Origin of the sequence: Paraburkholderia lebeckiae (assembly GCF_050436225.1) — a bacterium.
Taxonomy (GTDB): Bacteria; Pseudomonadota; Gammaproteobacteria; order Burkholderiales; family Burkholderiaceae; genus Paraburkholderia; species Paraburkholderia tuberum.
The window spans coordinates 1,004,178-1,017,621 of the sequence record NZ_JBNDLU010000003.1 but is presented as its reverse complement, the minus strand read 5'-3'; the positions used below and the strand labels follow the sequence as shown (position 1 = coordinate 1,017,621).

11 protein-coding genes and 4 pseudogenes are annotated in these 13,444 nt (G+C 61.2%); 10 read left to right on the top strand and 5 right to left on the bottom strand.

What is annotated here, in order from left to right:
• A partial coding sequence (locus OKW45_RS39405; protein WP_429474009.1) for a formate/nitrite transporter family protein occupies nt 1–361 on the bottom strand: 361 nt, incomplete at its 3' end.
• Between the two features lie 296 nt (nt 362–657).
• On the opposite strand from OKW45_RS39405, the pseudogene OKW45_RS39400 reads away from it, so the two are divergent.
• Nucleotides 658–1,238: pseudogene (locus OKW45_RS39400) on the top strand (IS6 family transposase).
• Nucleotides 1,239–1,351: 113 nt separating this feature from the next.
• Here the strand turns inward: OKW45_RS39400 and OKW45_RS39395 are convergent.
• Nucleotides 1,352–1,489: pseudogene (locus tag OKW45_RS39395) on the bottom strand (AraC family transcriptional regulator); the annotation flags it as partial.
• 401 nt (nt 1,490–1,890) lie between these two features.
• Here OKW45_RS39395 and OKW45_RS39390 point away from each other — a divergent pair.
• Nucleotides 1,891–3,033 (top strand): porin, encoded by a 1,143-nt coding sequence (locus OKW45_RS39390; protein WP_429474008.1) that lies wholly within the window; start codon nt 1,891–1,893, stop codon nt 3,031–3,033.
• A gap of 12 nt (nt 3,034–3,045) precedes the next feature.
• On the top strand, nt 3,046–4,773 hold the full coding sequence (locus tag OKW45_RS39385) for a tannase/feruloyl esterase family alpha/beta hydrolase (protein ID WP_429474007.1): 1,728 nt from the start codon (nt 3,046–3,048) through the stop codon (nt 4,771–4,773).
• A gap of 59 nt (nt 4,774–4,832) precedes the next feature.
• Here the strand turns inward: OKW45_RS39385 and OKW45_RS39380 are convergent, their stop codons facing one another.
• Nucleotides 4,833–4,985, bottom strand: coding sequence for a helix-turn-helix domain-containing protein (locus tag OKW45_RS39380; RefSeq protein ID WP_429474006.1), 153 nt, complete (start codon nt 4,983–4,985; stop codon nt 4,833–4,835).
• An 18-nt stretch (nt 4,986–5,003) separates the two neighbouring features.
• On the opposite strand from OKW45_RS39380, the pseudogene OKW45_RS39375 reads away from it, so the two are divergent.
• The 4 genes and pseudogenes from OKW45_RS39375 to OKW45_RS39360 form a co-directional block, all read left to right on the top strand.
• A pseudogene (locus OKW45_RS39375) lies at nt 5,004–5,570 on the top strand (sulfite exporter TauE/SafE family protein); the annotation flags it as partial.
• A gap of 44 nt (nt 5,571–5,614) precedes the next feature.
• Nucleotides 5,615–6,046 (top strand): YeeE/YedE family protein, encoded by a 432-nt coding sequence (locus OKW45_RS39370; RefSeq protein ID WP_429474005.1) that lies wholly within the window; start codon nt 5,615–5,617, stop codon nt 6,044–6,046.
• Between the two features lies 1 nt (nt 6,047).
• Nucleotides 6,048–6,485, top strand: coding sequence for a DUF6691 family protein (locus OKW45_RS39365; protein WP_429474004.1), 438 nt, complete (start codon nt 6,048–6,050; stop codon nt 6,483–6,485).
• Between the two features lie 92 nt (nt 6,486–6,577).
• Nucleotides 6,578–7,078: pseudogene (locus OKW45_RS39360) on the top strand (cytochrome b).
• Between the two features lie 293 nt (nt 7,079–7,371).
• Here the strand turns inward: OKW45_RS39360 and OKW45_RS39355 are convergent.
• The gene (locus OKW45_RS39355) at nt 7,372–7,941 is read right to left on the bottom strand and encodes a cytochrome b (protein ID WP_239499148.1); all 570 of its coding nucleotides are present in this window, start codon (nt 7,939–7,941) and stop codon (nt 7,372–7,374) included.
• A gap of 412 nt (nt 7,942–8,353) precedes the next feature.
• Between OKW45_RS39355 and OKW45_RS39350 the strand changes: the two genes are divergently transcribed.
• Both OKW45_RS39350 and OKW45_RS39345 read left to right on the top strand, forming a co-directional pair.
• Nucleotides 8,354–8,674 carry a hypothetical protein gene (locus OKW45_RS39350; RefSeq protein WP_018421984.1) on the top strand — a complete coding sequence of 107 codons (321 nt, stop codon included), beginning with the start codon at nt 8,354–8,356 and terminating at the stop codon, nt 8,672–8,674.
• Nucleotides 8,675–8,687: 13 nt separating this feature from the next.
• Nucleotides 8,688–9,146 (top strand): EAL domain-containing protein, encoded by a 459-nt coding sequence (locus tag OKW45_RS39345; protein WP_429474003.1) that lies wholly within the window; start codon nt 8,688–8,690, stop codon nt 9,144–9,146.
• Nucleotides 9,147–9,224: 78 nt separating this feature from the next.
• Here OKW45_RS39345 and OKW45_RS39340 read toward each other — a convergent pair whose 3' ends face one another.
• Nucleotides 9,225–11,264: a glycoside hydrolase family 28 protein gene (locus OKW45_RS39340; RefSeq protein ID WP_429474002.1), complete on the bottom strand. Its 2,040-nt coding sequence runs from the start codon at nt 11,262–11,264 to the stop codon at nt 9,225–9,227.
• 413 nt (nt 11,265–11,677) lie between these two features.
• Between OKW45_RS39340 and OKW45_RS39335 the strand changes: the two genes are divergently transcribed.
• Nucleotides 11,678–13,399 (top strand): ShlB/FhaC/HecB family hemolysin secretion/activation protein, encoded by a 1,722-nt coding sequence (locus tag OKW45_RS39335; protein ID WP_429474001.1) that lies wholly within the window; start codon nt 11,678–11,680, stop codon nt 13,397–13,399.
• Nucleotides 13,400–13,444: the final 45 nt, after the last annotated feature.

The window sequence follows — 13,444 nt, the reverse complement described above, 5'->3', positions numbered from 1 at the left end:
CCGCGAGCACGACAGCGCCGATCAGGTTGCCGATCCAGCATGTCACCCACACCAGGAGCATGCCACCTACGCCGGTCTCACCCCGAAATACAGCAAGCGGCATATACATCGCTGTGCCGGTGAACAGATCGGAGCCAGCGAATACCACGATGGTGAGGGCACACGCGAAAACCCCGCCCATGATGAGGTGCACATAAGCTGGATCGACATGCGAGCCAACTGAAAACATAAGAATGTCGCCGAACCCGATATAGGCGCCAGCCATTGCCGCGCCGATAAGGAAAGTGAGCGGCGAGCGGAGAACGACCGACACTTTATACGCACCGGCTTTCGAGAACTTATCAATACTGTCTGCGTACATCACTGCTCCGGAAAAAGAATCCCCCGTATCGGCTGCCCGGGGGAGTGGCAAATTAGCGCACATAATAGGGCGGTATAAGCCGTTCTTCATTACCAAATCGGCCTGAAAAGGTAACATCAGCCACTTCTTGATGCTGTATCCCTGTCGGAGGGCGGCTTCTGTGCTCCTTTCTGTTGCGGACGCATCGAAAGGGCGTTCGACCGGCTCTGTGCAAACAGCGCGGGGGCAAGTCGGTTAAGGTATCGGGCTGAACGAATTGAGAGCCGACGACGAGCAAGCCGAAGAGCCTTGACGAACTGTTCGCAGGCCGTCACTTTGACCGCGATGTGATCATTCTGTGTGTTCGCCGGTACCTGCGCTACAAGCTTAGCCTGCGCGATCTGGTCGAAATGATGGCGGAACGGGGTTTGTCGCTGGCGCACCCGACGATCCTGCGCTGGGTGCGGCGCTTTGCGCCGGAGTTCGTCAAACGGTGGAACCGCTTTGGTAGGCCTACTGGCCAGACGTGGCGTGTCGACGAGACTTACCTCAAGCTGCGCGGCAAGTGGGTCTATCTTTATCGAGCGGTGGATCGGGTGGGCCAGACGGTAGACTTCATGCTCAGCGCCAGGCGCGACGTGAAGGCCGCAAAAGCCTTTTTCAGGAAGGTAATCAAACATCAAGGCCAGCCACCGAAGACCATCACGCTTGATGGTTACGCGGCATCGCACCGGACGAAAGTCATGCTCGGCCTCAAAGTTTCAGAAACGCAGCGATCACTCTCTCAGGTATTGAGTTGGTACACCGTATTCGCAAAGGCCAATTCAGTCTCGGGAAGCTCGGCCTCAAAGATACCGCTGCACCCGCACCCTGGAAGGCCGTCCTGTCTGTTTCATGAGGTATCCTTTCTATACGAAAATCTTGTCCACACCACCTATTTGCACCAGAGCCCGCCTGCGTACTCATGATTTCCACGAGCATCGGCAGCAACTGCATCAGGCACTCCCCCTGTTCCGACGTCAGTGCGAATTCTGGCTCGAATTCGATTGCTCCACGCGCCGCGTCGCCGAAATGACGCTGTGCATGACGCTCGAGCACATCGCGCTCGATACGCAGGATGGCCTGCGGGCAAGCTTCGCCCCACCGCATGCGCAGCGCCAGCGTGGGCGACACCAGCGAGCCAGCGAGCGTCCATATTGAAGTGGACCTGCGCGTAGGCGAGCTCGTACAGTTTGCGCTGCTCGTCGGAAGGGCGGCCGTCACCGATCAATGCTCGCCTCGCATCCATCCCGCTGCATAGGGTATCTACCGAACATTTCATGCTTGCGTTGTCAGGATACCTGATATCAAATACGTAACTATCGCGACCGACAGGCGCGTCTTCCAAGACGCGCTTTATTTTGTTCTTTATATCAGCCGGCCTGATATTGCATCAATGGCGACCGGGGCCAGCATCCCCGTCAACGCTCATCGCTGCAATCGCCTGAAACCCGAAGATCCCTCAACCGCAGTTCAACAAAAAAACATACAACTGGTCTGGAGACATCACCATGCAATTGAAGTCGACTCACGTTCTCATGTTCGGTGCGCTATGCGCGCTGAGCACTGGAGCCTTTGCGCAATCAAGCGTCACGTTGTATGGCATCGTGGACACGGGGATCGAGTATGTCTCGCACGCGAACGCGAAGGGCGACAGCGTCTTTCGCATGCCATCCGTTACCGGAGAGTTCCCATCACGCTGGGGGCTGCGCGGCAACGAAGATCTAGGCGGCGGCTACAGCGCTGTCTTCACGCTCGAAAGCGGCTTTAACGTGCGCGACGGCAGTTCTGGACAGGGCGGGAGGCTGTTTGGACGCCAGGCATTCGTCGGCATGAAAAGCCCGTATGGAACGCTCGCGTTCGGCCGTCAGTACACGATGACCTATCTTGCGGTTCAGGGCGCCGACATCATCGGTCCGGACATTTACGGCATGGGCTCCCTGGATGCCTATGTGCCCAACGCACGCGCCGACAACTCCATCACCTATCTTGGCTCGTACAAGGGCTTTACGCTGGGCGCGGGCTATTCATTCGGACGGGACGCGGCGGGTACCGGCAACTCGCCGGGACAAGGAACCTGTACCGGCTCGGTTCCAGGCAACGCCACGGAATGCCGCGACTGGTCCGCAATGCTCAAGTACGACTCTCAATATTTCGGCGCGGCTGCGTCGTACGAGGAGCAACGCGGCGGCGCGACCGCAGCCGCCAACTTCTTCGACGGAATTGCGCCGACACCTCTCATCAACGCCGCGGACAAGGACGCCCGTACCCAACTGAGCGCCTATGCGCAGTACGCAGGCGCGAAGATCGGCGCAGGTTGGATTGGACGCCGCGTAGTGACCCAGTCGCCGACAGTACCGAATATCCGTTCGAATCTGTTCTTCCTGGGCGCTTCGTACATGGTCACGCCTGCGTTCCTCCTCGATGGCGAAGTGTTTCGGATCATCAATAGCGACCACGATACCCGCGCCACGATGGGAACGTTACGCACCACCTATTTTCTGAGCAAGCGTTCGTCGGTCTATGCGCAGGCTGCGTATCTCGCGAACAGCGCGAAGGCGCGCTATTCGGTCAGCGGCGGCGGCGGTGGGACCACGCCAGGCGCGGGCATGGGTCAAACGGGCGTGATGGTCGGCATTAAACACTTGTTCTGATAGGGCGCGAGAATGAAACGAACTTCAATTGCTATGTGCGTATCGGCAGTGTCCGCGATGCTGGCGGCCTGCGGCGGCGGGTCCGACTCGCTCTCCACCAGTGCGACACAATTGCCTCAGCTTTCCGCAGCACAACCCGCGACGCTGTCAGGGAACTGCAGCGCGCTCGCCGCCAGGTTGACGTTTGCGGCCACGACGTTCACGTCCGTTACCGACGTGCCGGCCGGAACGCTCACGGTGGCGGGAAAGTCCGTGCCCGAACATTGCGTGATCGAAGGGAAAATGAATCAACGCACGAGCGCCGTTGACGGCCAAACTTATGCGATTGGTTTTGAAATGCGGCTACCTATCGCGTGGAATGGTCGCTTTTTCTATCAGGCCAACGGTGGTCTCGACGGTAATGTGACATCGGCGACGGGGGTGCTCAGTGGCGGGGGCCCGCTGAACAACGCTCTAAACATGGGCTTCGCCGTGATCAGTTCGGATGCAGGTCATTCCGGGTCGCAAAACCCGCTGTTTGGTCTCGATCCCCAGGCGCGCCTCGATTATGGCTATAACGCCGTTGCTACGCTCACGCCAATGGCCAGGCAGGTGATCAGGTTGGCATATGGCAAGGGCCCCGACCGCAGCTACTTCGAAGGTTGCTCGAACGGCGGCCGTCATGCGATGGTGGCGGCAGCCAGGTCTTTCGCGGATTACGACGGCATCATTGCCGGCGACCCCGGCTTCCATTTGCCAAAGGCGGCGATCGGGCAGATGTGGAGCGCACAACAGCTAGCTACCGTCGCGACCGCCAAAACGTCGGCCGGAATTGCCGATATCGCCACCGGCTTGACGACTGCTGAAAGGCAGCTCATCGCGTCGAAGATCGTCGCGAAGTGCGATTCGCTGGATGGTGTAGCGGACGGGATGGTACAAGACATCAAAGCGTGCCAGGCGAGCTTCGACCTGGCCACGGACGTACCGACATGTTCGAGCAATGGGCGCGATGGCACCTGTCTTACGGCGGCTCAAAAGCAAGCCGTTGGAAATATTTTCTCTGGGGCGAAAAATAGCGCTGGCACTGCGCTCTATGCGAGCTTTCCGTATGACGTCGGTGTCAACGGATCAGGTTGGGCCGCGTGGAAGCAAGGCAATTCCATCAGCCTTGACCCGGCCGCGGCGGCCTTTGTATTTACGTCACCGCCTCAGAGCGCTTCGCTGCTCAGTTCCATCGGCGCCTACGCTCTGAACTTCAACATGGACAGTGATGCGCCGAAGATCTTCGCAACGAGCGGTGTCTACTCCGAGTCTTCGTGGTCATTCATGACCCCGCCGAGCGAGACTGATTTGAGCGGTCTGAGGAGCCGGGGCGCGAAGTTGATCGTCTATCACGGGACGAGCGATCCAGTGTTCTCGTCGAACGATACGACCGACTGGTATCAGCGCTTGTCCACGGCTAGTGGTGGTGACGCGAGCAATTTCGCCCGGCTCTTCACGGTAGCAGGGATGAACCACTGCAGCGGCGGTCCGACGGCCGATCAGTTCGACATGCTGACGCCTATGGTGGCATGGGTCGAGCAAGGGCAAGCGCCGAACCGGGTCATCGCAACGGCTCGCGACACGACCAACGCGATACCGAATAGCGAGGTGCCGACTAGCTGGGGTGCCGGGCGCACGCGTCCTCTCTGCGCGTATCCGAAGGTGGCCCGCTATACCAGCGGAGACGTGAACTCGGCAAGCAGTTTCACTTGCAGCTAAGCCACTGACCGTCCGAGGGGGAGAAGATGTGAACGCTCCCCCACCACGCCGAGGAAACGTTAGGCCCCCTCACCGCCCGCGATCGCTTTGAGCCGGCGATAAAGCGTGGGCTCGCTCAATCCCAGGCGCGCGGCAAGCTCACTGCGTTTTCCGCGAAATTGCGCCGCTGCGCGCGCGAGCTCCGCATCGGTCAGCTTGCGCGGCAAGCCCACGCGCACGGCCAGCGAATCCTGACCACCGCCGGAAGCCCTGTCGCGGACCGCCTGCGGCAAGTGTTCGGCGCGGATCACGCCACTGTCGGCGAGCTGGTCGGCGCGATTCTCGGGCTGACCGGCGCGGTCATGCTGGTGGTCGCGTTCCGGCTGTTGCGTCAGACGATTGCGCGCCGCGCATATCGACCCTGCGACCGGCCGCTTTCGCTGGACTTGCCGACCGCAGCCGCGCTCGCGGCCACCGGTTCGCTGACGGGATTGATGACGGGTATGCTAGGTGTCGGCGGCGGCTTCATCATCGTGCCGATGATGCGCAAGCTAACGGACGTGTCGATGCACGGTATCGTCGCGACTTCGCTGATGGTCATCGCACTCGTCGGCAGTGGCGGCGTTCTCGCGACGGCCACGCACGGCGCAACGCTTCCGCTCGAAGTCGCGTTGTGGTTCACTGGCGCCACCGCCGCCGGCATGCTCAGCGGACGGCTTGCGTCGCATCACATCGCCGCGCGTCAGGTGCAACTGGGCTTTGCGAGCATCCTCGTCTGCGTGGCGCTCGGCCTGCTGGTCAAAGCGGCGCTGATGTGAGCGCTGCCGCTTCCCTCCAACTCACACGACAGTCAACCTGAACGATGATCGATCTCGACCATTTCACCCCGCTCGCGTCCCTGTGCGGAGGCCTGCTGATCGGCGCCGTGGCTGCGGCGATGGTGCTTTTGCTGGGCCGCATCGCCGGAATCAGCGGGATAGTCGGCGGCCTGCTGCGCTGGACCAGGCGAGACGGCGCATGGCGCGTCGCCTTCGTTGCCGGGCTGGTCGCCGCCGCGGTATTCGCGCGCGCGGTCGGTGCGCCTGTCGCGATCACCGTCGACGCGTCGTGGCCGGCCGTGATCGCGGCCGGCTTTCTGGTCGGCATCGGCACCCGCTATGGCAGCGGTTGCACGAGCGGACACGGCGTGTGCGGCATTTCACGCGGCGCCACGCGCTCGCTCGTAGCGACGGCGACGTTCATGGCGGCCGGCTTCGTCACCGTCTATATCGTGCGACATCTTCTCGGAGCCTAGGATGGCAACAGTCGTTTCATTCGTATGCGGGCTGCTGTTCGGCTTCGGCCTGCTGTTGTCTGGCATGGCCAACCCCGCCAAAGTGCTGGGCTTCCTCGATTTCGCCGGACGCTGGGACCCGTCTCTCGCGTTCGTGATGATCGGCGCGGTAGCTGTCGCAGCAATCGGCTTCGCGATCGCGAAGCGCCGCGACAAGTCGCTGCTCGGATTGCCGATGCAGATTCCCGCGTCAACGCACGTCACGCGAAGGCTGATGGTGGGCAGCCTCGCGTTCGGCGTCGGTTGGGGAATTGCAGGGTTCTGTCCCGGCCCGGCGCTGGTCGCGCTCGGACTCGGGTCGGTGAAAGCGTGGGCGTTCGTGGCGGCGATGATCGCGGGAATGGCCGTCTTCGAGTGGTTGGAACGGCACAGACAGGCGGCCTTGGCGACTGGCCCTTGACCTGGCCTTCAGGCACGGCCGTATTCGATCTGTTTCGACTGAATCCACCTCACAGGGCCCCTACGCTTGTCTCCACTGAACCCCGCTATGACATGGTCGCACGTTTGCTCCATTGGCTCGTCGTCGGGCTGGTTGCCGCGCAGTTTGTGATCGGCTGGACGATGCCGGACGTGCACCGCGATACCGTGCCGGACGGCGAAATCGCCTGGCACCTTGGCGTGGGCACCGCACTGCTCGCTGCGATGGCGTGCCGCGAGCTGTGGCGTGCGACTCACCGGTCGCCGCCGGACAACCTGCCGCCGCTGTTTCGCGCCGCTTCGAAGGTCACGCACCTCGCGCTGTGTGTGCTGCTCGTGCTGGTGCCGCTGCTCGGCTGGATCAACGCTTCGTCGCGCACATAGACAGTCCGCCTCGCCGGACTTGTTTCGTTACCCTCACTGTCGGCACCGGGTTCGTCATTCGGACATGCGATGGGCGATGTTCACGGCGTCCTCGCTTGGGTGCTGTTCGGCGTGATCTGCCTGCATATCGCAGCGGCGATGTTTCATCAGTTCGTCGCCGGCGACCGCGTTCTGCAGCGCATGAAGATCTAGCGGTAGTTCGAGCGCTGCCTATATTTGCCCGTCAAACAGGGCAAAGCTGCGTGGCATCTCACGCGGGCGGACAGTTTCCCGAACTGATGCCGTACGGTCGAATGTTCAAGCTGAACGGATATACCTTCGGTGAACGTACGATTCCAGTGGCCGTGATGGCGATGCTCGACGTGACCAGGACGAGGCTCGACCATGATGCCAGCGGCAATATCGTCTCTCCCAAAGACGGTTTGCCGATTTTCGATTCAGCCAAGGACCATCGTCGCCCAATCTCGCCTCGTGGCATTCGGGGCTTATCGGCCAGTACGTGCCCGTCCCGCCGGAAACCAGCGTGGAAGCATCGCGATCAGGACGTCGTCTTTAAGGAAGGCATGATGAAAAATAGCCGCGAATGCGTGCAACCCCGCAAGCCACATAATGGCGTCGCCGAGCCACGCGTGCAGCGATGCGAGGGCTGAGCCTGCTCCATGCGAACTACTGAGTAAAGGCGGAATATCGTAACCGCCGATCAGCGTCAGCGGATGCCCTTCGAGCCACGCGCCCGAGACGGCGGTAAGCGGTAGCGCGAGGAGAAGCAGATACAGCATCCATTGAACGGTTGTTGCCATAACAGCCATCCAGCGGGAAATTGGAGGTGTCTCGGGACGCGTGTCGTACGCTCGCCACAGCAGGCGGATGAGGGTGAGCGCGAACACGCACAAACCCAAAGTCTCGTGCAGTCGCCGATCGAACTCGTGCACCGAAGAGTAGACGCGCTGTTCGGATCCGCCGGGCCCATACATGAACGTCACGAGCACGACAATTGCCGTGCACCAGTGGAGGAATTGGGCAATCGAACCGTAGCGTGTGGCAGAGCTTTTCACTATAGCGCTCCCGATGTGTGCCCATCGACGAACGGTAGGCACCACCGCGACACGGCAAGCCAGTGGATAACACACGCAGATGCATCGTAACGTGACGTGGCATGCATGGCTGGCCGGACGCTGGCGTATTGGATTCGTGAAAGGATTCTACGCGCAAACTCCTGGCGAAATCTCGAGCTGATGGCGGCTCACGTCTCAAATCTTCTCCGTCCAGCCAGGCGGCGCGGTATGCACCCGGTCGCGCGGCGCTTGCGAAGTCATTCTCAAGTTCTTCGTATTGCTGCCGATATCACCATCGAGGAGACAATAGCCCGGTTACCGCGCGCAGTAACCGGTAAAAGATGCTGACGCACAGCCACGCCGCCGTCGAGTATCAATGTTATGTACTCGTGCGCGCGCTGATTCTTGACCGATGCAATATATTTCGAGTTTAGGCATCGCTGGCGTTATTGGCCGGTGGAGGCGGCGACATGGCGTCGACCGGCAACTGATCATCACCGTCGCACTGGTGTTGACTGGCCTCATCATTTTCGGTTTCGGCATTGGTTACACGCTTATTTGGCATGAGCGGTCCGACGCGGAGCGCATTCACGCCCTGCGTGCCCGCGATGACATCGAGACGCTGCAAGCAGTGCACATCCAGGCGAACGCCGATTTCCTGATGGGGCTCGACAGTGCAAGGGCGGCATCTTTCGCGTGGCCAGTGCAGCGGGTAGTTTCGGCCGCCGAGTGATTTCGGCGCCGTCGTGCGTCGTGCTCTTGCCGCGTCACAATTGGCCGCGGACCGGCTCGAACTGGAGATTACCGAAGGAGGCCTGGTTGCACCGGGCGCCCTGCCCACGCTGCGCGCCCTGCACGACATTGGCGTGTCCATAGCGATCGACGACTTTGGCGCCGGTTACTCGAGCCTGGCTTACCTGCGCAGCTTTCACGCGGACCGTCTGAAGATCGACATGTCGTTCATCCGCGGCATTGGCAGCAGTCTCGCGGATGAGACGATTATCGGTGCGATCATCGCACTCGCCCGCAATTTGCGTTTCGAAGTCGTCGCGGAAGGCGTCGAACGAGCGGAACAATTGGCTTTCCTTGCCGAGGCCGGCTGCGAGATCGTTCAGGGATACTATTTCGCCGCGCCACAGCCAGCGGCGAATATTCCGGCCTACGCGGCGAGCCTGATGAGCGAGCTGCAAAGTGGCTCGTCTTGAGTGCCCCCGGCGCGACGACTTCACTTTAGCTGTGCGACGCCAAAGAGCAGCGCCTCGCCGCTCTTTGGTGCGTCGTGTTTAACGCGGATCCGACAGCGTCTGATTGAGCGTCTGCCCAGCGATGATCACGTTCTGCAACGTAATGTCGTGCACGTTGTAGAGGTAGATCGGACCCGGCGTGCTGGCGTTCGCGGGGCCTGCCGCCACAGGCGTGCCGAAGTCGCAGTTGGAAATCGTCACTCCCGTGATTGCCGGTACGGTCGGCGCAGGCGCCGGACCGTTGTAGTCGAACGCAACTGGACCTTGTGCAACGATGGCCTGGAAACAGGAGCCGGTTGTACTGCCCAATGTCACGTTCGAAGCATTGACGTTCGTGATGTTGACGTTGTCAATGAGCGCGGGGCGTGTGCGAATCGCATCGGCGGCAGGCTGGTAATCGCAATCGAACGTGATCAGGCCGCCTTGAGACGCGGACGGGTTGGCGGCTGTTGCGGTGACCACACCGATGGGCACGGTGCCGTTGATTGGACTGCCCGTCAGCATCTTGCTGCCGTAGCCTCCACCCGTCAGACTCACGCCGTGCGGGAGCGTGACGCCATTCACGTAGAAGTTCTTGACATAGCCTCCACGGTTCATGTTCGTCTTGATACGGATCGCGATGTTCAGCGAATTCGTTGCCCAGAACTGATTGAGCATGGTCAGATTGCGCGCGTAGATGTTCTGCACGCCGCCACCCATCTCGCTGCCGAGCGTAATGCCGCCGTGACCGCTATTCATCATGCAGTTCTGGATCACATGGTTCTGCGCGGGTCCGTACTCCGTGTCGAGATCCTTGCCTGACTTGATCGCGATGCAGTCGTCGCCGGTGTTGAACGTTACGCTGTCGCACAGCACAGTGTTGCAGGCGTCGGGGTCGAAGCCGTCGTTGTTCGGTCCGATACTGTCGGCTGTCACGCCACGGATCACGACGTTCGTGCAGTCCGTCGGATGATGCTGCCAGAACGGTGTGTTGTTGGTTCGGTAGTTTTCCATCAGCACGTTCGTGCAACCGATGAACTCAACCATACACGGCCGCAGATAGTGGCCGAGACCAAAGATTCGCTGCGCGACCGGCACGCCCGCTTCGGAGAGCGCCGGCAGGTAGTTCTGGTCTTGCTGCCACGGCGTAGCCGGATTGGTCAATAGCGTATAGAGCGAGGCCGAAATGGTAGGGGCGACCACCATCAGATCGACGTTGTTCGGGTTCGTATAGGCCTGAGACGGCGTGGTCGAGCCCGCGCAGCCGTATGCGCCGCTGGAACCCTTGTAGGTCCACCAGCAAGTGCTGGTGTTTCCGCTTCCGGCGAACGGCGTCATCGCCTGACCGTTCAGCACCGATGTCGGGCCTTCGCCAGTCAGCGCGATGTTGTTCGCATTTCGCGCGTACACGGGCGAGCCGAAGTTCAGGCAGTCGTTCGCCTGCCAGCGGCTGTAGTAAAGGTTGCCGTTGGCGCCACAGTTGACCGGACCGTCCTTCGCATAGTCGGCAGGATTCGGGCTGAAATAGATCGTGCAGTTCGCGCTCAGATGGAAGTTGACGTTGCTCTGCAGCACGATGGGACCCGCGCAATACCACGTGCCCGCCGGCACCACGACCCGGCCGCCACCGGCTGCACTGCAGGCCGCGATTGCCGCGAGGAAAGCGGGACGTGAATCGAACGATCCCGGTGCGTTGGTCGCGCCGGCCCCCGTGCTCAGGGGCGATGAACTGCCGGTGTAGGGGTTGGCCTGGGCAATGACCGCGCACGGTTGCGCACCGTACTGTTCGACCTGGAAATCGACGGCCGGGAACGCGCTCTGCGTGATTTTCTGCAGCGCATTAATGATGTTCGTCGCTGAACCGTTGGGACCCCAGATCGGGTCGGCCGCAGCCGTTGACGGCGTGCTTCCCGTCGCTGGCGTGGAACTACCGCTTCCGCCTGCCGCGGAAGCGGAAACTCCGCTGCCGCCGCCGCAAGCCTGCAGGAGTGCGCTGCCGGCGAGCGCGCCTCCCAGGCCAATGAAGCCACGGCGCGAAATGCGCAAGGTGTCGCCCGTTGCGGGCGCATTTTTATCAAGATCGCACGACAGCTTGGACATGGAGTCCCCTCCGGACAAATAGTTGTAGGCGCATGAGAGAATCGTCATGGCGGCGGTTGTATGACAAGTCTGAAGCGTAAAGACAAGATGCGGGCCAGTACATATGGTGGAAACCCTTGCCAAATGTTTCCTCCCTACCATTCGCAAGGTGCGAAGAGGGTTCGGGTCGCTTTTGAAAACTCTGCAAGCGCTTCGACTAGAATAATTTCGAGGTGCGGCTCCGCACTCGATGCACCACACCCGTTAATAGGTATCGCCATGAACGACGGAAGGTTCGTATTGCATGCGCGACATCGGGTCGAGGGCGGCGGCTTGCTGGTCACCGCTGCCTGCTGCCAGGCAGCCAATAGGCACAGCGCTTTGCATATAAGCGATCGATGAAACCGCGATCCGCCGTCCGCACTGCTGTCCTGATGATCGCAACGTGCATTGCGGGCATCATGCAGACCTCACCAGTAGCGGCGCAGGCATGGCGCGACCTCGCGCCGCAACCCGCACCGCAGGCGCCGCGAAGCGCGTCGTCACCCTCCTCCCCAGAAGCGCAGGCCGAGTCCGCACGGATCGCTGTTGAGCGGCTTGCCGGGCTCATCTTCGAACCGGCCGGCTCGTCCGCGGCGGTATCGCCGAGGCAGCAAGGTCGTATCGTCGCGCAAGGACTGCCCGTACTCGACGCCGCCTTCCTGCAGAGCTTCGCCACGGACCTCGACAAGCCGCTGACTTTCGGCCGCCTCGCCGAGATACGCCGCGCCGTGGTCGCGCGTTATCGGGCGGCGGGAAAGCCGCTCGTCGACGTCTACGTACCGGAACAGGACGTCAGCTCCGGTGTCGTGCGTATCGCCATTGCCGAATTCAAACTGGGTCGGGTTCACGCCAGCGGCAACACCTACTTTTCGAGCAGGCTTCTCGAACGTGAAATGCCGCTCGAGCCCGGCGGACCGATCCTGCAATCGGCGGTCTCGAAGGGACTTGCGGTGCTCAACGCGAATCCTTATCGACGGGTCGATGCTGTTTTTGCGCCCGGTGATGCCGCCGATACGACCGACGTCGTGTTGCAAACCGAAGACCGGTTGCCGCTTCGCGTAAGCGCGGGTTACGACAATGAAGGCGTGCCGGACCTCGGCCGTGATCGGTTCTTTGCAGGCATAGGCTACGGCAAGCTGCTCGGTCTCGATCAGCAGATCGCCTACCAATTCACTGCCAGCAACGATTTTTTCAGCGGCAATCCGAATATCGAAGGCCGCCCGAACCGCGCCCGCTTCACCGCGCACGCGCTGAACTACACGGCGCCGCTGCCTTGGCTCGACAGTATCGAGTTGTTCGGCGTCTACGCGCAGAGCACGCCACGGTTGCCCGACACGTATGGGCAAACGGGCATTTCTGCGCAGCTCAGCTTTCGCTACGACTTGCGTCTGCCGACCATCACGGACACGACACAGCTGATCCAGATCGGATACGACTTCAAGCGCAGCAACAACGATCTGGAATTTGGCGGCTCCCAGGTTTTCAACTCGAATACGCATATACATCAGTTCGTGTTGTCATACGACATCAGCAAAACGACCGAGGCTGGCACGGCGCACGCCACGGCGACACTCCTCGCCAGTCCGGGCGGACTGGATGGCAACAATCAGGACGAGGCATTTAACGCCGCGCGGCAGGGCGCGACGGCCCGCTACATCTATATGCAGTTGACTGCGTCTCGTGCCACCGCGCTTGGGGCTGGCTTCACGCTGATCACGAACGGAACGTTTCAGTGGACGCCGAACACGTTATTACCGAGCGAGGAGATGGGACTCGGCGGGGAGTCCAGTGTGCGAGGCTACGACCCATACGTCACGCTGGGCGATCGCGGCTGGAACATTCAGACCGAGGTGCGCACGCCTGCGATCTCGCTCGGCGCGAGCAACGCAGTCGTGCAACCCTTTGTGTTTTTCGATGCGGGCCGCGTATGGAGCACGATCGACCAGCCAGCCGAAAATAACCCCGGTCTGCTCGCGGGCGTCGGCGCGGGCGTGCGCGTCCAATGGTCGAGATTCGTGGATTTGCGCTGCACCTATGGCGCGCCATTACGCTCGGCGACACCAAATGGTTCGAAGGCGCCGATCGTGCTCTTGTACGTGTCGGTCGGAACGTGAGCCGTCGATAGATGCCCCATGTTCGACACGGCCCGCCGCCGTGTC